The following is a 17,918-nucleotide window of genomic DNA, read 5'->3' as shown; positions in this document are numbered from 1 at the left end:
AGTACGACCGTAGGTGGAGGAGAAGGCGCGACCCACGACCGATGTGTGCAGCTCCCGCGCTACCTGGGTTCGGGGTATGACTCCACGTACGGCGATCGCCGGCCTCCTTGCACTAATGCGGCCCGTACGACGTTGACGGGTCGCGCCACGCAGGCGCTCAACCGGTTCGACCTGGATCTGCTCGGGCCGTCCGTCACATCGGTCAAGGTCAACGGCGTCAGCGCGCGTTGGACGACGACCAAGCAAGGGGAGCTCGTCATCACCCCCACGAAGGCGCTCGCCCGCGGGAGCCGATTCGTCGTCCAGGTTGGCGTGAAGAAGAGCCTGCCCAACCGCAGCACGGACTCCTTCCCGCCCGGGCTCGTCCGCGACGGCGATCGGCGGTGAGCTGGAGACGCAGGGGCTGACCCTGCTGTCGGCGGACGCGATGACCAAGGAGGGCTTCGAGGCGAACGGCACGGATGGGGTGGTGCTGCACGAGCTCGCGCACGAGTGGTTCGGCAACTCGGTCTCACCCGAGCGTTGGGCGGACCTCTGGCTGTACGAGGGGCATGCCGTCTACTACCAGATCGAGTGGTCCCAGCGACGCGGTACGACGATGGCGGAGTCGATGCGCCAGAGCTATACCGAAGTAGGTAACAAGCTCCTGGACCACGGGCCGATCGCCCAACCGAATCCGGCCAAGTGGACCGGGATGACGCATCGATGAAGCCGTACAGCAGCGGACCACCAGGTCCACACGGTGGCTCGTTAGCAGACCGAAGAGGACCAAATCGGTCGCCGAGTGGACCTGGGCGTTCGGCACCACCTCGCGCCCACTCGCGGAAAGCAGGGGGACCACTCGCGGCATAGGACCAGACGCGACCACTCGCGGCAAAGAGGGGAGGGAGGGAGGCGTTAGCGGCGGAGGAGGTAGGTGTCCATGATCCAGCCCTTGCGCTCGCGGGCTTCGGCGCGGGTCTTGACGATTTCGTCGGCCACTTCGTCGAGGGGGCCGGCGATGAGCAGCTCGTCCGGCGTGCCGAGGTAGGCGCCCCAGTAGATGGTGGCGCCGGTGCCGAGGTGTTCGGTGAACGCGGTCTGGCCGTCGAGCATCACCACGAGATCGTCGACGTCGGACGGCCAGGCGTGAGCGAGGCGGCGGCCGGTGGTGACCTGGACCGGCTTGCTGGTCTGGGTGAGGCTGACCTGATGGCGTGCGACCAGCGCGGACACGCTGCTGATGCCCGGGATGACCTCGATCTCCAGGTGCAACCCGTCCCGGGAGCGGAGGTCCTCGACGATGGCCAGGGTGCTGTCGTACAGGGTCGGGTCGCCCCAGACCAGGAAGGCGCCCGTGCCGCCGTCGGCCAGTTCCGCGCGGAACATCGCCTCGCACACGTCGGCCCGGCGCCGGCGCCAGTCGTCCACGGCCTCGACGTACGCCTCGGCAGTCCGATCCCGCTCGGGGTCGCGCCCGGTCACGACCCGGTGCCCGGGTACGTAGGTGTCGAGGATGTGCTGCCGTAGATCGACCAGCTCCTGCTTGACCTCGCCCTTGTCCAGGACGAAGAAGACGTCCGTACGCCGCAGCGCCTCGACCGCCTGAATGGTCAGGTGGCCGGGGTCGCCGGCGCCGATACCGATGAGCAGGATCTTCCGAGCGGTCATGCCCGGAGCGTACCTAGGAAGGTTTATAGGGAGGCGCCTCGCCCCAGCCCCAGTGCGGGACGGGGGCCGCCGGGGGCGGGGTGGCGCCGGGCTGGGAATTGGCCAGGGCGATCCGGGTGCCCCATTCGACGTACGCCACGAAGGCCGAACGGAACTCGGGATCGTCCGGCAGGCCGGCCTTGTCGGCGCTGCCGGCGATGAGCGCGGCCCAGCGGGAGCGCTGCTCCTCGGTCAGGTTCAGGCCGAGGTGGTGACTCAGCATGGCCGGGTAGCCGCCGAGCTCATCGGTATAGCGACTCGGCCCGCCGAACACCTCGCCGAGCCACATCGCCACGTGCTCGCGGTGCTTCGGGCTCATGTGCGCGAAGACCGGCGCCAGGATGTCATCGGTCAGCACCCGGTCGTAGAAGACCTCGGTCAACCGCAGCAAAGCCGGTGCCCCGCCCGCCCATTCGTACAACGTCGGCGTCGACAAGCCGATCCCCTCCTCTGGTTGGCGCCAGCCTAGGCACGCCATGGGCTCACACAAGGAACATCAAGGCCCCGCTGATCAGTACGACGACAGCGGTCGCGAAGTGAATGCCGAAGGCCACCGCCTTGTTACCGCTGTGGCGCAGCACGATGAGGGTGTCGCTGAGTGGGATGAGGGCCACGGCGACCATGTACCAACCCACGGCACTGGCGTCGGCGAAGGCCAAGAGCGCCAGCCCGAGGATGCCGTACACGAGGTCCCGCTGGCCCTTGACCGTCAGGTACACCGAATCGCCGTCCTTCGCCGGCACGCCATAACCGGCGGCGGCCGCTTGAGGAACGCTCAGGAACCGGAAGCCGATGAACGCGACGAACAAGCAGAGCAGGATCGCCAGACCGTATGCGATGGGCGTGAGCATGGGGTTTCTCCAATGGCTAGCAGTGCTAGGAACAAGATCGACGCTAACATAGCTCTGGCAAAACATCTAGCGATGCTAGGATCCGGTCATGTCGATCCAAGAGCGACGCGAGCGCGAAAGGTCCGAGCGGGAGCGGCTGATCGTCACGGCCGCAAGGGAGTTGGCTGAGGCTGAAGGCTGGGACGCGGTCACTACGCGACGGCTCGCGGCCGAGATCGAGTACAGCCAGCCGGTGCTCTACAGCCACTTCTCGGGCAAGGGCGCGATCATGGCGGCGGTGGCAGTCGAAGGCTGCGCCGAGATGGCCGTGGAGCTTCGGCAGGCCCGTACGGCGGCGGGCGATCCGAAGCAGGCGCTTGCCGGCGTCGCCGCGGCTTATGCCGACTTCGCGGAACGGAGGCCGGCGTTGTACGACGTGATGTTCACGCATGCCGTCGACTTGCCGTTCGCCACTCCGGAGGCGCCGGCCGCCTTACAGGAGGCGTTCGGGGAGTTCCGCGAGACCGTGCGGGCGTTTGCCGGGGAAGACGAGCTGGAGACGTTGACCGAGACGTTCTGGAGTGGGCTGCACGGACTGGTCACGCTGATGCGCGATGGCAGGCTCCGTCACGAGGGCCACGACCGCCGCCTGGCCGTCCTGATCCGCCGCTTCTCCAGCTAGCGCTGCGGCAGGATCACCGGGGCGCCGGTGGTGGGGTGGGGCCAGACTTCCACTTGGTGGCGGTAGACCTTGGTGAGTAGGTCGGCGGTGAGGATCTCGTTCGGCGGGCCGTAGCCGGCGAGGGTGCCGGCGGACAGGATGGCGACCTGGTCGGCGTAGCCCGCGGCGAGGTTGAGGTCGTGCAGGACGATGACGACGGCATCGCCTTCGCGGGCTCGTTCGCGGGCCAATTGCAAGACGTGTTCCTGGTGGTGGAGATCGAGGGCCGCGGTCGGTTCGTCCAGCAGGAGCAGTTGCGAGCGCTGGGCCAACGCGCGAGCCAACGAAACTCGCGCGCGCTCGCCACCCGACAGCGATCCGAAGGTCCGGTAGGCGAACGGTACGACGTCGGCAAACGTCATCGCGGCTCGTACGGCCTGGTCATCCTCATCCTCGAACGGCGTACCCGCCCATGGCGAACGACCCATCGCGACGATCTGCTCGACGGCGAACGGGAACGAGATCGTCAACTGCTGCAGCATCACCGCCCGCCGCATCGCCATCTCGACCTGGGACCAATGACCGAGCGGCTCGCCGGCAAGCTGCGCGCTGCCGCCGTGAAGGGCGACGTCACCGCACAACGCGCTCAACAGGGTGGACTTGCCGGCGCCATTCGGTCCGACCAGCGCGAGCACTTCGCCGGTACGGACGGAAAGGCTCACGCCGTCGAGGATGCGCGCGCCGCCGAGTTCGACGTACAGCTCACGAGCCTCGGCGATGACCGTGCCGGTGGGGACGATCGTTGGCAGGCGACGTCTCATCCCCAACCCCCTTGGCGCGTACGGGTTCGGCGGAGCAGCCAGAAGAAGAAGGGGGCGCCGACCAGCGAGGTGATCATGCCGATCGGCAGGTCCGCGTTCTTGATCAGCGTGCGGGCCAAGAGGTCGGCGCTGATCACGAGTACGGCGCCGCCGAGAGCGCTTGCCGGGAGCAACAAACGGTGTGCCGGGCCTGCGATCATCCGGATCAGGTGCGGTACGACGAGACCGACGAAGCCGATGATGCCGGAGAACGCGACACTGGCGCCGACGAGTAGCGCGACCACGACGATCGCGACCAGCCGCAGGCGTTCGACGTCCACGCCGAGATGGGACGCCGAGCGATCGCCGAGTGCCAGCAGATCGAGCCGCCGGGCCAGCGCGAACGAGGCCAGCAGCCCGGCCGCGGTGAAGGGCGCGACGGCCGAAACCGCCTGCCAGGTGGCGCCGTTGAGGCTGCCGAGCTGCCAGAAGACGAGTTGTTCGCGGGCGTTCGTATCGGCGATGAAGGTGGCGAACGAGATCAGCGTGAAGGCCAGCGAGTTGACCGCGATCCCGGTCAGTACCAGGGTGACCACCTCGGTCCGGTTGCCCGAGCGCGACAGGCTGTGCACGAGCAGCGTGGTGAGCAGGCCGGTTACGAAAGCGGCGACGGCGATCGTCCAACTGCCGAGGACGACCGTGCCGGTGACGATCACCAGGCTCGCGCCGACGGCCGCGCCGGACGAGACGCCGATGACGGATGGCTCCGCCAGCGGATTGCCGAAGATGCCCTGCATGAGCGCACCGGCGCCGGCCAGCGAGGCGCCGACCAGCGCGGCCAACGCGACGCGCGGGAATCGCACCTTCCACAAGGCGTTTTCGCCCTGCGGGTGGCTTGGCAGTGGTACGTCGAAGGGCAGCTGCAGCCGGTGCAGGATGGAGCCGACGATCTCCGTGGGCGGGATCTCGAGCTGGCCGATCCCGGCGGCGGCGATCGCGATCACGAACAACGCGATGACCAGGCCGGTGAGCAAACCGGCCGAGCGGAGCTTGTGGATCAACGAATCAGCCCTGGTAGACGGCCTTGGCGAGCGCCTCGACCGTCGCGCCGGTCCGCGGGCCGAACCCGAGCAGGTCCGAGTCGTTCATGTCGATCACCCGGCGCTTCTGGCCCGCCGGGGTCTGCCCGATACCCGGCAGCGCCACCAATCCGTCCACACCTTTGACCGATTTCAGGCCCTCGGTCATCACGATGATGACGTCGGGCTGGGCCTTGATCAGGGCCTCGCTGGTCAACGGCACAAAGCTTTTGGTCAGACCGATATCCGTTCCGGTGTCGACACCGCCGATGGCCTGGATCATCGCGTCCGCGCCGGAGCCCGGTCCGGACATCAGGTAGACGCCGGCCGAGCCGCGTACGTACAGGAAGGTCATCCGCAACGGTTTCGCGGTTTTGCCGGCTTTGGCGAGGGCGGTGACGATCTCCGACTCGGTCCGGTCGATCAGCTTCTCGCCGGCTTTTGCTACGCCGAGGGCGGCCGCGACCGCGCGGATCTGGCTCGGCATCCCGTCCATCGTGCGGGCGTCGTCGAAGAACACGACCGGTACGCCGGAGGCGCGGAGTTGCGCCAGGACCTCGGGTGGGCCGATCGACTTGTCGGTCAGGACGACGGTCGGGTCGAGCGCGAGAATGGCCTCGGCGTTCAAGTCGTGAGCGCTCGGCGTCACCTTGGGCAGCTTTGCGGCGGCGGGGAAGCCGGTCGACGTATCGCGCCCGACCACCTTGTCGCCGAGGCCGAGGCTGAACACGATCTCCGCGAGCGTGCCGTAGAGGTCGACCGGGATGATCCGGCTGACGTCCGTGACCTCGACCTGCTTGCCGTCGCAGGACTTCACCTTGACCGGCAACTGCGGCGCCGCCGTACCTTCGATCGGGTGTACGTCGTGGTCGCTCAACCGGGCGGTCGACGGGCCGGTGATGGCGTGCGGATCCCGGCCGGTCGGCATGGTAGTTGCCTTAGGCAAGGGGTTGCCGTCGGCATCGTTCTGCACCGCAAACCCTTTGACCGCAGGGCGACAGGCCTCAACCATGGTCGGCGCGGAGACCGGTTCGGTATCCGCCGCTGCGCAGGCCGTTGTCGCGAGCAACAGTACGACGAGGGGGAGCGCGCGCAAGGTCACGAGGCGACCTTGGGGTACCGCGGCAGCACCTCGTCGGCCAGGTCGATCAGCAACTCCAGGTTGAACCGGAACGCGAGGTCGATCTCGCCGAGGATCCGGGTTTGGTCCGCCTCATCCCAGTCGGCTTCGTTGAGCAGCTCGCGGTAGCGGTCCTTGAACAACTTGGGCGACGCCACCTTGTCGAAGTCGTAGAACCGCAGGCCGTCACCGCCGTTGGTCAGCCCGTACTGCTGGGCGACGGAGCGGCCGATCGCCTGGCCGCCGGAGAGATCGCCGAGGTAGCGCACGTAGTGGTGCGCCACGAAACCGCCCGGCCAGTCGGTCAGCTCGGCCAGGCGTGCGACGTACCGCTCGGTGGCCGGGGTCAGGCTCTCGTGCTTCGCGCCGGTCCCGTGCAGGAACTTGAGATCGGCGGTCAGCGCGGGCGTCCGGTAGAGCTCGGGGAAGACGAAGACGCCGGCGACCGGATGACCGGCGAAGGAGTCGGCGAGCTGCTCGATCCCGCGGTAGATCGCCGCATGTTGGGTCACCAGCGCGGCGTATCCCGCCAGGTCGAGGCTGCCGTCGGTCAGGGCGGCGAGGAAGCGACTCTCCGCCGCTTCACGGTGAACCTGCCGGCTCTGCTCGCGGAAGCGGGCCGAGAGCGGCAGCTGGGCCATCGAGTCCGATTGTCGGGTCACAGGAGTTAGGTTAGCCTAACTCGTCACAAGTTAGGTGAGGCTAACCTGCATTGGCCGGGTCGACGCGCCTGGTGCTGCGGCTGGGGAGGAATCTTGAGGCGCTCTGCATTCCTGGGAGCTGTACTGCTCGCATTGGTGTCGCCGGTGTCCGCGTTTGCGGCGCCTGGACCGCAGGGCCAGGAGGTCACCGTCTCGAAATCGTCCGGGCTGGATCCGGCCGGCGAGACGGTCACGATCACGGGGCGTGGATTCGACCTGAGCAAAGGCATCTACGTCGTCTTCTGCGTGAACAAGGGCGCGGGGCAGATGCCGTCGCCGTGTCTGGGCGGTGTTGACCAGTCGGGTGCGTCCGGTTCGTCGGCGTGGATCTCGTCGAACCCGCCGTCGTACGGCGAGGGGCTGGCGAAACCGTTCACCCAGGAGGGCGGCAAGGGGTCGTTCAGTGTGCAACTCAAGATCAAGTCGAAGGATCAGTTCACGGATTGCCTGAACAAGAAGGTCGCGCCGAACGGGTGTGTGATCGGGACGCGGGCGGATCACACACGGACGGCTGACCGCAGTGCTGACGTGTTGATCCCGGTCACCTTTGCTGGATCCTCCTCCCCGAGCACGACGCCTTCTGCTGGGCCTACTACTACCGCTCCCACCACTGGGCCCGGGGTTGGCAAGAAGGACGGGTCGTTGGCCAGCACTGGTGGTACCGCCCTTGGGGCCGTCATCGTCGCGCTGGTTCTGCTTGCCGGCGGCGCTGGACTCGTTGTCGCATCCCGTCGCCGTAAGACCGATACCAAGGAGACCTCGGCATGACCGCCAGGCGCCTGCTCGCGACCCTCGCCGCGATCGCGACCGTCACCAGCGGCGGCCTCAGCGTCGTACCGGCTGCTGCTGCGGTTGCTGCTGACGAGTTCACCTTCAGCAATGCGAACGGTCAGACCGTTGTGTTGAGCTCGGGTGATGCCAACCCGCTGGTCCAGCAGGACGGCAAGCTCGTCGTGGTTGATGGCGCGAAGGTCACCGCGAAGCTCAGCGGCCTGACCAACAGCCCGCAGAACACAGCAGCCGCGCCGAGCGGGTTCTACCTGCTGACGGCCGTCGACAAAGGGCCTGGCGTGGTCGCGTCACCGGCGATCGGTGGTGCCGATACGAGTGGCGCGAGTGGTGCGTCGCAGTGGATCACCAACAACCCGTATCCGGGTACGCCGGCCGTTCCGATTGCGACCGACCTGACCGCGACGGCTTCGATCAAGGTGTCCTCGGCTGACGAGTTCACGGACTGCAAGATCGTCGCGACCGGCTGCGTGGTCTACCTGCGCGTCGACCATCGCGCCACCGGCAACCGGGCTTTCGACCTGCGCGTGCCGATCGTTTTCACTGAGGCCGGTACGGCGCCTGTGGTGACCGCCCATCCCGCTGACGCGACGGTCACGGCCGGGCAGGCTGCGACGTTCACCGCGACGGCTTCGGGCGCGTTGTCCGTTGCCTGGCAAACGCGCGGGCCGGGTGGCGCGTGGGAGTTGTTGCCGGGAGCAACTACTGCTGGCTTGGTGTTGCCGGCCGTCGAGATCGCGTCGAGTGGTCGGCAATATCGCGCCGTCTTCATGAACGCGACCGGTCATGCGTCGAGCAACCCGGCGACGCTGACAGTGCAGCCCGCGCAGGTATGGACGCCGCGGATCGAGGTCTCCAAGACGTCTGGGCTCAACCGCGATGGCGAGCTGATCACGGTCAAGGGGTCGGGGTTCGATCCGGCGGCCAACACGTCGTTGCGGGTGCCGGTGACGCCTGGGCAGCCCGCGGGCGTGTACGTCGTTTTCGGGTCGTTCGCCGACGAGTGGCAGCCGTCGAAGGGTGCCACTGCCGCCACACGGACGCTGATCGATACCAAGTGGGCGCTGCCGCAATCGTCGTACGACCAGGTCACTCGGGACTTCCCGGCGCAGGCGCCGCGGCTGGTGCCGTTGGCCGCGGATGGGACTTTCGAGGTGAAGGTCAATGCCAAGGTGGTCGCGGACAACCCGCGCAACTATGGCGTTTACACCTATCCGGGTGGTGGTGCGGTCAACGCTGCGCATGAGCTTGCAGTGCCGGTCGCGTTTGCTGGTGGTTCTGATCCGGAAGTGCCTGTCACCAATGCGCTCGACTGGGGGTTGAAGGCGTCGTTCCGGCAGTACATCGAGGGGAATATCGCGCACGGCTCGATCACGATGCGTCCGCCTGCTTTGCGCAGTACCGATGGCACGTTCCGCTTTCCCGAGGGCTCGGGTACAGCTGGTGGCGGGCGCGTGCAGGTTGCGTTCGGGGGAGGAGTGTATTTCAAGGGGCATGAGAGCCAGCCGGGCAATCCGTTGCTCGAGGTCGAGGTCTCGCAGCTGCGCGTCAAGGTCGAGGGCAATGCCGGCAAGGTCGTCGCGGATGTCGCGAGCAAGAGCCCCGAGACCGGGCAGACCACGACGTACGACGATGTGGAGCTCGCCGATATCGACCTTTCGGCCAAGCCCTTGGTGATCAAGGACGGCGTGGCCCGGGTGACCGGTGCGCCGACGAAGTTGACCGCGGCCGGGGTGCCCGCCTTCGCGAACTTCTACGAGGCCGGTGCCGCGATGGACCCGATCACGTTTTCGGTCGAGGTGGACGACGAACCGGCGCCGGGCTGGAATCCGAAGCTGGAAATCCTCGGCGCGGACGGTAAACCACTCGGCGTGGTCCCGGCAGCTGGGACCACTCGGGTCACGGTCAAGGGTTCGGGCTTCGACCCGGCGGCGAACCTCTCGACTCGGCCGCCGGTGACGCCTGGGCTGCCGGCGGGGGTGTACGTCGTGTTCGGCAACTTCGACCCGGTCTGGCGTCCGTCCGAGAGCGCGGCGCCGTCGAGTCGCCGGGTGGTCGACCAGAAGTGGGCGTTGCCGGATTCGTCTCGCCCGGGTCAGCCCAATCCGGCGTACGTGACCCTGAAGGCCGACGGCTCGTTCGAGACGACGCTTGACCTGCGCGTTCCGGCCGAGGCGGTCGGGACCTTCGGCATCGCCACGTATGCGGCCGGAGGGGCGGTGGCGAACGCGTCGCAGGAGGTGCTCAAACCCGTTGCTTTCGGCAACACCGGTACGCCGACGTTGGTGGTGGACCCGGTGACGGAGCTCGCGGATGGGCAGCTCGTGACCGTGCGCGGTAGCGGGTTCGCCCCTCGCCGCGCGTTGTACGTTGCGCAGACGCCGGTTGGTTCATCGGGTACGGCGCATCCGTCGCCGTTCTCGGGAGCGCAGCGCGTCGAGACCACGGCCGAGGGGACCTTTGAGGCGTCGGTGCCGGTGCTGGCGACCTTCCGGAACGCGGACGTGAACTGTCTGCGGGTGGCGTGCCATATCGCGAGCTTCCACTCGCCGGTTCCGGCCGATAATGCGTTGCTGGATCTGACCAAGGACCGTACTCAGGACGTCTTCCGTGCCATCACCTTCAAGCAGCCCGGGCCGCAACCTGTCGTACCGGTTGTGACTGCTCAGCCGAAGGCCGTCGCGGTTGCGGCAGGGGGCTCGGTCAGTTTTGTGGCGGCGGCATCCGGGACGCCTGCGCCGACCGTGCAATGGGAACGCAGTAACGACCAGGGCAAAATCTGGCAGCCCGTTTCCTCACCTTCGGCGCTGACCTCCACGCTTTTGGTGGCTGGAGTCGTTGCCGGTGACAACGGTGCGCGTTTTCGGGCGGTCTTTAGTAACTCAGCGGGTTCGGCTGTGAGCTCCGCTGCGGCGTTGACCGTTACGGTACCGGCTTCTGTCGTGGTGAATCCGTTGACGGTTGTGCAGGGCAAGCAGATTGTTGTTGAGGGCAAGGGATTGCCGGTTGGTCAGCGGGTGAAGGCTGTGGTGGATCCGGGGAAGGCGGCCGTTCATACGTTTGCCAATGGCAAGGGCCAGGCGGTGGAGGTCACGGCCGTGGCAGGTGTGTCCGTTGCGGGAGGCAAGCTTGTCGTCCCTGATGGTGCGACGGTCACGGTGAAGGTCACTGGTCTGCGGAACAGCAAAGCGAATACGGCCGCGGCGCCGAGTGGGTTCTACTTGCTGACGGCGTTCGACAATGGACCCGGGCAGCAGGCCTCGCCGGCCATTGGTGGCGTCGACATGTCGGGCGAGTCGGGCCAGTCGCAGTGGATCACGAACTTCCCGTACCCGGGCTCGGAAAACGTGGTCGTCCCGATCCGCACCGACCTCTCCGCACTCGCCTCGATCAAGGTGTCCTCGTCGGACGAATTCAACGACTGCGCGAAGTCCGCAAAGGGCTGCGTCCTCTACGTCCGTACCGACCACCGCTCAACCGGCAACCGCACCTTCGACATACGCGTCCCCCTCCACTTCACAACCCCCACCACCTCCACCACACAGGGGACGACCAGCGCTGCCGTGGCGCTGGGGACGGAGGTCGGCGCTCAGACGGTCGGCGCCGACGGCAAAGTACGCCTGACATGGACGGTGCCGACGACCTTCGCGGTCGGCAAGCACACGGTGGCGCTGACGGGACCGGCCGGCACTCTCGCCGCCACTTCCTTTACCGTCAAGGCGAAACCCGGCGCCGGCCAACCAGACCCCGACGGCAACGGCTCCGATGGCTCCGACGGTTCAGATGGGTCGGACGGGACCGACGGCACGGACGGTGTGGACAAGCAGCTCAAGCCGCCGTCGTCCCTAGCTGAGACGGGCGGTACGTCGACCGGGCCGCTCGTGGCCGGCGTCGTACTTCTTGCAGCCGGCGCCTCGCTCCTGCTTCTAACCCGCCGCCGACGTAAGTCCAGTCAGCTCGCGATCAACGAGAACGGGCCGACCGCATGAGCGTCCCCCCGTCCCCCGAGCAGTGGCGGCCGGATCCACTCCGGCCGAACCCATTCGCGCCGCACGTCGTGGACGCCGTACTCCAGCACATGAACGAGGACCACGCCGATGACTGCCTGCTGATCGTCCGCATGCTCGGCGGCGTACCAGACGCCGTTGGCGTCGCGCTGACCGCGATCGACCCAGCCGGCGCGGTCTACGCCGTCGGCCGCCCGCAAGGCGACGCCATCCAAGTCGTCATCCCGTGGTACTCCCAAATCGCCGAACGCACCGCCTTCCGCACCGAATTCGCCCGCATGTACCGCGAAGCCGCCACCCTCCAAACCCGCCTCAACTAGCCGTACCCATGGTGCGTCATAGGGCCCTTGTGACCAGGCGTGTCGCGGTTCATCGGCCCCTTCTGACCACACCCCGGCGCGTCATCGGGCCCTTGTGACGCGGCGTGTTGCCGTTCATCGGTCCCTTGGGCCAAGGTCGACCGGCTCACTGAGACAGCGTGTTAGTAGTACTGAAACGGCGTTTCAGCGGCCCAGCACTGTATGCGCCGTGGTCACAAGGGCCCGATGAATGCCGACACGCCGCGTCACTAGGGCCCGATGAACCGGGACACGCCGTGTCGCTAGGGCCCGATGAACAGCGAGGCGCCGCGTCACTTGAGCCCGATGGACCGGGTGCGCGGCGGGTCGGGTCTCGGCGTCAGGGGTGGCCGGGAGCGGCGGGGGCGGGGGTTATGCGGGTGTGGTGGCGGGTGGGGGAGGTGGTTAGGGAGAGGTGGGAGGTTACGCGGTAGCGGTCGCCGCGGTAGGAGGCTCGGGTGTATTCGAAGAGGCGGCCGTGTTGGTCGCGGGTGATGCGTTCGAGGGTGAGGATTGGGGCGCCTTCGGTGAGGCCGAGGAGGGCTGCTTCGGTGGCGTCGGCCGCGGCGGCTTCGTGGATTTGCTCTGCCTCGGTTGGGATCACGTCGTACCGGTCTCGCAGGAGGGCGTAGAAGGAGCCGGTTTCGACTGCGGTGATGTCGATGCCTGGGACTAGCTCGTCGAGTACGTGGATGGTTTCGAGTGACATGGGTTCGCCGTCGACGAGGCGTTGGCGGGCGATGCGTAGTACGGGGGTGCCGGGTTTGACGCGTAGGCGGCTGCCGATGGCCATGCCGGCGGGGACTACGGAGTGGCTGAGGACGCGGCTGGTCCAGGTGCCGGGGGCTGGGGGGTAGGCGGCCCCTCCGGTGTGGGAGGGGCCGCCGACGATCTTCTGCGCGATCTTGGGGGTGCCGACGAACATGCCCCGGCCGTGCTGGCGGACCAGCCAGCCGTCGCGGATCAGCTCGTCGACGACCGATCGCAGGGTCGGCCGGGAGATACCGAGGTCGGCGGACAGCTGTCGTTCGGACGGGATCGCCTGCCCGACCGCCCTGGTTTCGATCAGGCCGATCAGGTGTTCCCGGGCGCGATCGCGCTTCCGCAGACTGACTGTCACCGCTGCCCTTCCGAATCGATGCTGTCGAACCGATGCTGTCGAACCGATGCCGTCCAACCGATGCCGTCCAACTGATGCCGTCGAACTGTTTACCGCCGAGCTGGACGTCTAGCTGTAGACGCGAACGTAGTCGACCAGCATCTTCGCGGGGAAGCGGGTCGACGCGTTGGGCGGCCCCGGCCAGACGCCACCGACGGCCAGGTTCAGCAGCAGGTAGAACGGATGGTCGAAGACCCAGTCGGCACCTTCGGGGATGTCGTCCGGCGTCACGCTGTGGAAGCGGCGGCCGTCCACGGTCCACACGATCTCCCACGGCGACCACTCCACCGCGAACAGGTGGAAGTCGTCCGCCCACTTGCGGCTGTTGCCGGTCTCGCCGCCCGGGCCGTTCTCCGAGTGGTAGCCGGGACCGTGCACCGTGCCATAGAGCGTGTACGGCTCGCTGCCGATGATTTCCATGATGTCGATCTCGCCGTTGTTCGGCCAGTCGACCTCGTCGATGTTGTTGCCCATCATCCAGAACGCCGGCCACAACCCCGCGCCGTCCGGCACCTTGATCCGCGCCTCGAACTTGCCGTACGCCTGCTCGAACTTGGCCTTTGTGGTGATCCGGCCCGAGGTGATGTCACAGGTGCCGAACTGGCAGTTCTCCATGCCAGGCAGGCGTTCCTTGCGCGCCTGGATGACGAGATTGCCCGCGCCGTCGGTGGAGACGTTCTCGCGGCGGTTGGTGTAGTACTGCCATTCCTCGTTGCCCCAGTTGGGTTCACCACCGAGGTTGTAGTTCCACTTGCTCGTACTCGGCCGCGTCCCGCCCGCCGAGTTGAACTCGTCCTGCCAAGTGAGGGCCAGGGTCCGTCGCGGCTCGGGTTTGTCGTAGGCGCCGGCGGGCGCGGTGGTCAGAGCGGGTGAAACGACGGCGGCCGCAAGCAGTACGGCCGTCAGGCGGATTCGTTTCATGACACCTCCGGTCTTTGAGCGGGCACTCGGGATCTTCGATGGGGGCACCCGGTGTCCCGGTCGTGTGCCGAGGACCGTCTCACACTGGACAAGAAGTGGTCAAGAGTTGACCGAACGTTTCCTGAATGAGCGCGGCATCTGCCATATAGCGTCGACGTATGCCGCCTGATCGGCTGCACTGTATGCCAAAAGTCGCGCGGGTCGAATTGGCAATGAAGTGGTCCAAGATTGGCGCGACGGTCGGCCAAGGTGCGCCAATTGCCCGTGGCAGAGCGGACCAGACGCGCCCACTCGCGGCAGCAGAGGAGAGGTGTCAGGGGAAGGAAAGACGGCAGGAGGAGAAGGTGTCAGACGCGACCACTCATGGCAGGAGGAGAAGGGCGGCAGGAGGAGAAAGGCGTCAGGTGTCGAGGTCGATGGGCGGTGAGGCTCGCTTGGTCTGACGGATGGTCGCGTCCTTGACGCGTTGCTCGTTGGCGATGCGGCGGTTGTCGTCGTACCCCTGGTACATCTCCAGGAAGGCAAGGCCGACGCCATGCGCACCACGCTCGGGACGGCGTTTGCGGTAGTAGAGCCAGCCTTTGCCCTCGACCCAGAGCAGCAGCCGGTCGAGCAGGAACAACCCGACCAGCCCGCTCGCCACCCACAACGCCCAATGCATTCGCCGGCTCCTTCGCCTTTCACCGGCAACGGTTCGGCGTACCCGCAGGTTCCTGACCAGCGCGTGGTCCGGGAACGGCTAGGCTGGCTCGTCATGCGAAACGTGGTGATTCTGGCCGGCGGGTCGGGGACGCGGTTGTGGCCGTTGTCCCGGTCCGACAAGCCCAAGCAGCTGCTGCCCCTGACGGGCGGCTTGTCGCTGCTCCGGGTGGCGTACAACCGGCTAGAGGGACTTGTCGATCCTTCGCGCATCTACGTCTGCGCGGCGGCGGCGTACGGCGAGCAGATTCGGGCCCAGATCCCGGAACTGCCCGAGGGCAACCTGATCGGCGAACCGATCGGGCGCGACACCGCGAATGCCGTCGGTCTGGCCTCGGCCGTGGTCGGCCGCGACGACCCGGACGCCACGCTCGCGATCCTCACCTCAGACCACCTGATCACGCCGGAAGAGGACTTCCGCGCAGCGATCGAGGCCGCCTTCGACGTCGTGGAGGCTCGGCCGCGATCGCTGGCCACCTTCGGGATCGAGCCGACGCATCCGCACACCGGCCTCGGGTACGTCGAACGCGGCGAGCCGATCGAGGGCACTTCGGCGTACGTCGTGGACCGGTTCCGGGAGAAGCCGGATCGCGCCACCGCCGAGGAATACCTCGCGACCGGGCGCTTCTGGTGGAACTCGGGCATGTTCGTCTGGCGTGCCGAGACCCTGCTGAGCGTGCTCGACGACCTGCTCCCGGCCTCGGCCGCCGAGCTTCGTCGCGTCGCGGCCGGGTGGGATACGCCCGAGCGGGATGCCGTCCTGGCTGAGGTCTATCCCCAGTTGCAGAAGATCAGCGTCGACTTCGCCGTGATGGAGCCCGTCTCGCAGGGCAAGGTCGATGCCGAAGTCGTCGTCGTGCCGATGCCGGTCAAGTGGCTGGACGTCGGTTCCTGGGCCGCGCTGGCCGGCACCTACAACGCGGACGACCGCGGCAACCGCCGCGACGAGAACGCCCTCGTCTGCCTGCTCGACTCCGACGACAACGTCATCGTCACCGACGATCCCAACCACCTGATCGCCACGGTCGGCCTCCGCGAGCACATCATCGTCCACACCCGCGACGTGACCATGGTCTGCCCTTTGGTCGACGGCGAACGCGTTAAAGACCTAGTGGCCCACGTCCAAACGACGCATTCCGCCAAATACACCTGAACCCCGCGCCGATTGCCCAAGTCGGCGCGGGATCAGCCCTATTTGGTGAACCACTCCCGGTGCGCCCGGTGGTGAACCTCAGGAATAGCGCGCGGCGAGTCCGGCGCCAGCCATTTCACCGCGTTGGCAATAACCTTCTTCACACCGCCGTCGTGGTACGTCGGATACTCTTGGTCGCCCGGTCGGAAATAGAACACCCGACCACGTCCGCGGCGGTAGGCGCAGCCCGACCGAAATACCTCGCCGCCACTGAATGAGCTAATGAAAACCAGCTCATCCGGCTGAGGAATATCGAACAATTCCCCGTACATCTCTTCCTTCTCCAGCACCATCGGATGCGGCACTCCTGAGGCGATCGGATGCCCCGGCGACACCGTCCAGAGCAACTCGCGATCGGTCCCGTCGCTCCGCCAATCCAGCGTGCACGTAGTCCCCATCAGCCGGATGAACGGCTTCGAGAAATGCGCCGAATGCAACACCAATAAGCCCATCCCGGCAAGCACTGCCTGCTGCACCCGTTCGGCCACCTCGTCGGTGACATCCCCGTGCGCGGCATGCCCCCACCAGGTGAGCACATCGGTATTCGCCAGCACCTCTTCGGTCAATCCGTTTTCGGGCTGCTGCATCCACGCCGTACGAACCTCGACGTCAGTTCCGAGCGACGCCCGCAATCCGGCCGCGATCGTTTCGTGCATGGTGTCCGGATAGATTTCCTTGACGCTTTGATCGCGGTGCTCGTGGACGTTTTCGCCCCAAACGGTGACGCGGATCGGCTCAGGCATTGACGGAGACCTCTCGGTGTTTGAGCGCGGACCGGTAGCAGGCTTCGATCACCTTGGTACGACGCAATCCGGCGGCACCGTTGTGCTCGGCCCAATTGCCACTGCTGACGATCTCGACGAATTCGCGAACCACCGCGCGATGGCCCTCACCCTTGCCAACGGCCGGGCGCACCTCGGCCGGTACGCCACCGACATCCGTGAAGATCCGCAACGTATCCCCGTGCCGATAGTCCTGCACCTCGATGCGAGCACCACCCTCCGTGCCGTACAGCTCGATGCCGAAGTTGTCGCCGGGCGCGCGGAACGTGGCCCAGCTCGTCTCCAGGTGCAGCGCGCCACCACCTTCGAGCCGCAAGTACGCCGTGGCGAGGTCCTCCACCTCGAACTCCGACCCCAGCGGCTGCGCCACGCCGTACGCCGAACCGCCCAGGCCGCGCGGCCCGAGTTCGGCGAAGGTCGACGCGCTGGCGGTCTCGACCAACGGCTCGCCGAGCAGGTAGAGCGCGAGGTCGAGAATGTGCACGCCCAGGTCGATCAGCGGCCCACCACCGGCCATCTCGCGACTCGTGAACCAGCCGCCGAGCCCGGGAATGCCGTTGCGGCGCATCCAATGCGCCTTCGCGTAGTAGATCCGGCCGAGCTGGCCGGCGTCGATCTGCTTCTTGAGTACGGCGACGTCGCCGCGTTCGCGATGGTTGAACACCACCTTCAGCACCCGCCCGGCCTTCTCCGCCGCCGCGACCATGGCCGCGCCTTCGGCCACCGAACGCGCGAGCGGCTTCTCGCACAACACGTGCAGGCCGGCCTCCAACGCGGCGACGGCGATCGGGGCATGCAGATGCGTCGGGGTGGCGATACTGACCGCATCCAGGCCGGACGTGATGAGGTCCTGCCAGCGCTCGTACCGCCGGGGGATACCGAACCGTTCGCCAAGCTCCTCCAGTCGATCCTTCTCCAGTCCGGCCACCGCCTCGAGTGACACCCCGGGCAGTGCCGCAAACCCTTCCATCGCGGCCTGCCCGGCAAAACCCAGGCCGATCACACCCACCCGCAGCGTTCTTTGATCGTTCATACCCGCAGTCTTCGCACCCACGTCATGTCAGAGCAAACCCCCATCCACCACCCGGACTAATCCCGACAAAAGAAAGAGCCGCGCTCCCCATGATGGGAAGCGCGGCTCGTTGTAAGGC

General features: G+C 66.9%; 19 protein-coding genes. 7 read left to right on the top strand and 12 right to left on the bottom strand.

All coding sequences use genetic code 11. The features are described 5' to 3' along the window. Window positions 1-45 precede the first annotated feature (45 nt). Both OG394_RS18005 and OG394_RS18000 read left to right on the top strand, forming a co-directional pair. Complete coding sequence (locus tag OG394_RS18005) at window positions 46-387, top strand: hypothetical protein (RefSeq protein WP_328996542.1); 342 nt, start codon at window positions 46-48, stop codon at window positions 385-387. Between the two features lie 40 nt (window positions 388-427). Further along, on the top strand, window positions 428-709 hold the full coding sequence (locus OG394_RS18000) for a M1 family aminopeptidase (protein WP_328996541.1): 282 nt from the start codon (window positions 428-430) through the stop codon (window positions 707-709). Window positions 710-897: 188 nt separating this feature from the next. Here OG394_RS18000 and cobF read toward each other — a convergent pair whose 3' ends face one another. From cobF to OG394_RS17985, 3 genes are read right to left on the bottom strand one after another with little or no spacing between them, the layout of a single operon-like run. Next, window positions 898-1,650, bottom strand: a complete 753-nt coding sequence (cobF, locus tag OG394_RS17995; protein WP_328996540.1) for a precorrin-6A synthase (deacetylating) — start codon at window positions 1,648-1,650, stop codon at window positions 898-900. A 13-nt stretch (window positions 1,651-1,663) separates the two neighbouring features. Beyond that, on the bottom strand, window positions 1,664-2,125 hold the full coding sequence (locus OG394_RS17990) for a group II truncated hemoglobin (RefSeq protein ID WP_328996539.1): 462 nt from the start codon (window positions 2,123-2,125) through the stop codon (window positions 1,664-1,666). A 46-nt stretch (window positions 2,126-2,171) separates the two neighbouring features. After that, complete coding sequence (locus OG394_RS17985; protein ID WP_328996538.1) at window positions 2,172-2,540, bottom strand: DUF4267 domain-containing protein; 369 nt, start codon at window positions 2,538-2,540, stop codon at window positions 2,172-2,174. An 88-nt stretch (window positions 2,541-2,628) separates the two neighbouring features. Between OG394_RS17985 and OG394_RS17980 the strand changes: the two genes are divergently transcribed. Then, window positions 2,629-3,201: a TetR/AcrR family transcriptional regulator gene (locus OG394_RS17980; protein ID WP_328996537.1), complete on the top strand. Its 573-nt coding sequence runs from the start codon at window positions 2,629-2,631 to the stop codon at window positions 3,199-3,201. Here the strand turns inward: OG394_RS17980 and OG394_RS17975 are convergent. From OG394_RS17975 to OG394_RS17960, 4 genes are read right to left on the bottom strand one after another with little or no spacing between them, the layout of a single operon-like run. Continuing rightward, window positions 3,198-4,001, bottom strand: a complete 804-nt coding sequence (locus tag OG394_RS17975) for a heme ABC transporter ATP-binding protein (RefSeq protein ID WP_328996536.1) — start codon at window positions 3,999-4,001, stop codon at window positions 3,198-3,200. The two genes, OG394_RS17980 and OG394_RS17975, sit on opposite strands and share 4 nt — an antisense overlap. Next, window positions 3,998-5,041 (bottom strand): FecCD family ABC transporter permease, encoded by a 1,044-nt coding sequence (locus tag OG394_RS17970; protein ID WP_328996535.1) that lies wholly within the window; start codon window positions 5,039-5,041, stop codon window positions 3,998-4,000. The genes OG394_RS17975 and OG394_RS17970 overlap by 4 nt, the downstream gene beginning before the upstream one ends. A gap of 4 nt (window positions 5,042-5,045) precedes the next feature. Beyond that, window positions 5,046-6,161: a heme/hemin ABC transporter substrate-binding protein gene (locus OG394_RS17965; protein WP_328996534.1), complete on the bottom strand. Its 1,116-nt coding sequence runs from the start codon at window positions 6,159-6,161 to the stop codon at window positions 5,046-5,048. Continuing rightward, the gene (locus tag OG394_RS17960; RefSeq protein WP_328996533.1) at window positions 6,158-6,841 is read right to left on the bottom strand and encodes a biliverdin-producing heme oxygenase; all 684 of its coding nucleotides are present in this window, start codon (window positions 6,839-6,841) and stop codon (window positions 6,158-6,160) included. Before OG394_RS17960 ends, OG394_RS17965 begins: the two co-directional genes overlap by 4 nt. Before the next feature lie 93 nt (window positions 6,842-6,934). Between OG394_RS17960 and OG394_RS17955 the strand changes: the two genes are divergently transcribed. From OG394_RS17955 to OG394_RS17945, 3 genes are read left to right on the top strand one after another with little or no spacing between them, the layout of a single operon-like run. Further along, complete coding sequence (locus OG394_RS17955) at window positions 6,935-7,648, top strand: hypothetical protein (RefSeq protein WP_328996532.1); 714 nt, start codon at window positions 6,935-6,937, stop codon at window positions 7,646-7,648. After that, the gene (locus OG394_RS17950) at window positions 7,645-11,658 is read left to right on the top strand and encodes an HtaA domain-containing protein (protein ID WP_328996531.1); all 4,014 of its coding nucleotides are present in this window, start codon (window positions 7,645-7,647) and stop codon (window positions 11,656-11,658) included. The genes OG394_RS17955 and OG394_RS17950 overlap by 4 nt, the downstream gene beginning before the upstream one ends. Continuing rightward, window positions 11,655-11,996, top strand: a complete 342-nt coding sequence (locus OG394_RS17945; RefSeq protein ID WP_328996530.1) for a DUF2470 domain-containing protein — start codon at window positions 11,655-11,657, stop codon at window positions 11,994-11,996. The genes OG394_RS17950 and OG394_RS17945 overlap by 4 nt, the downstream gene beginning before the upstream one ends. A gap of 358 nt (window positions 11,997-12,354) precedes the next feature. On the opposite strand, the gene OG394_RS17940 is transcribed toward OG394_RS17945, so the two are convergent. The 3 genes from OG394_RS17940 to OG394_RS17930 form a co-directional block, all read right to left on the bottom strand. After that, complete coding sequence (locus OG394_RS17940; protein WP_328996529.1) at window positions 12,355-13,134, bottom strand: GntR family transcriptional regulator; 780 nt, start codon at window positions 13,132-13,134, stop codon at window positions 12,355-12,357. A 108-nt stretch (window positions 13,135-13,242) separates the two neighbouring features. Then, the gene (locus tag OG394_RS17935; RefSeq protein ID WP_328996528.1) at window positions 13,243-14,094 is read right to left on the bottom strand and encodes a glycoside hydrolase family 16 protein; all 852 of its coding nucleotides are present in this window, start codon (window positions 14,092-14,094) and stop codon (window positions 13,243-13,245) included. A 400-nt stretch (window positions 14,095-14,494) separates the two neighbouring features. After that, the gene (locus tag OG394_RS17930) at window positions 14,495-14,755 is read right to left on the bottom strand and encodes a hypothetical protein (RefSeq protein WP_328996527.1); all 261 of its coding nucleotides are present in this window, start codon (window positions 14,753-14,755) and stop codon (window positions 14,495-14,497) included. Window positions 14,756-14,848: 93 nt separating this feature from the next. Between OG394_RS17930 and OG394_RS17925 the strand changes: the two genes are divergently transcribed. Beyond that, complete coding sequence (locus tag OG394_RS17925) at window positions 14,849-15,946, top strand: mannose-1-phosphate guanylyltransferase (protein WP_328996526.1); 1,098 nt, start codon at window positions 14,849-14,851, stop codon at window positions 15,944-15,946. 38 nt (window positions 15,947-15,984) lie between these two features. Here OG394_RS17925 and OG394_RS17920 read toward each other — a convergent pair whose 3' ends face one another. Together OG394_RS17920 and OG394_RS17915 are read right to left on the bottom strand one after the other, a co-directional pair. Further along, window positions 15,985-16,728: a ThuA domain-containing protein gene (locus OG394_RS17920; protein ID WP_328996525.1), complete on the bottom strand. Its 744-nt coding sequence runs from the start codon at window positions 16,726-16,728 to the stop codon at window positions 15,985-15,987. Beyond that, window positions 16,721-17,800 (bottom strand): Gfo/Idh/MocA family protein, encoded by a 1,080-nt coding sequence (locus tag OG394_RS17915; protein ID WP_328996524.1) that lies wholly within the window; start codon window positions 17,798-17,800, stop codon window positions 16,721-16,723. The genes OG394_RS17920 and OG394_RS17915 overlap by 8 nt, the downstream gene beginning before the upstream one ends. Between the last annotated feature and the right edge of the window lie 118 nt (window positions 17,801-17,918).

Source organism: Kribbella sp. NBC_01245 (genome assembly GCF_036226525.1).
GTDB lineage: Bacteria > Actinomycetota > Actinomycetes > Propionibacteriales > Kribbellaceae > Kribbella.
This window is presented reverse-complemented; position numbering and strand designations above follow the sequence as displayed.

Coding starts and splice junctions, on each gene's coding strand:
- OG394_RS17915 (WP_328996524.1), bottom strand. CDS start 17,800: ATGAACGATCAAAGAACGCTGCGGGTGGGTGTGATCGGCCTGGGTTTT.
- OG394_RS17985 (WP_328996538.1), bottom strand. CDS start 2,540: ATGCTCACGCCCATCGCATACGGTCTGGCGATCCTGCTCTGCTTGTTC.
- OG394_RS18000 (WP_328996541.1), top strand. CDS start 428: ATGACCAAGGAGGGCTTCGAGGCGAACGGCACGGATGGGGTGGTGCTG.
- OG394_RS17930 (WP_328996527.1), bottom strand. CDS start 14,755: ATGCATTGGGCGTTGTGGGTGGCGAGCGGGCTGGTCGGGTTGTTCCTG.
- OG394_RS17945 (WP_328996530.1), top strand. CDS start 11,655: ATGAGCGTCCCCCCGTCCCCCGAGCAGTGGCGGCCGGATCCACTCCGG.
- OG394_RS17950 (WP_328996531.1), top strand. CDS start 7,645: ATGACCGCCAGGCGCCTGCTCGCGACCCTCGCCGCGATCGCGACCGTC.
- cobF (WP_328996540.1), bottom strand. CDS start 1,650: ATGACCGCTCGGAAGATCCTGCTCATCGGTATCGGCGCCGGCGACCCC.
- OG394_RS17920 (WP_328996525.1), bottom strand. CDS start 16,728: ATGCCTGAGCCGATCCGCGTCACCGTTTGGGGCGAAAACGTCCACGAG.
- OG394_RS17935 (WP_328996528.1), bottom strand. CDS start 14,094: ATGAAACGAATCCGCCTGACGGCCGTACTGCTTGCGGCCGCCGTCGTT.
- OG394_RS17975 (WP_328996536.1), bottom strand. CDS start 4,001: ATGAGACGTCGCCTGCCAACGATCGTCCCCACCGGCACGGTCATCGCC.
- OG394_RS17925 (WP_328996526.1), top strand. CDS start 14,849: ATGCGAAACGTGGTGATTCTGGCCGGCGGGTCGGGGACGCGGTTGTGG.
- OG394_RS17980 (WP_328996537.1), top strand. CDS start 2,629: ATGTCGATCCAAGAGCGACGCGAGCGCGAAAGGTCCGAGCGGGAGCGG.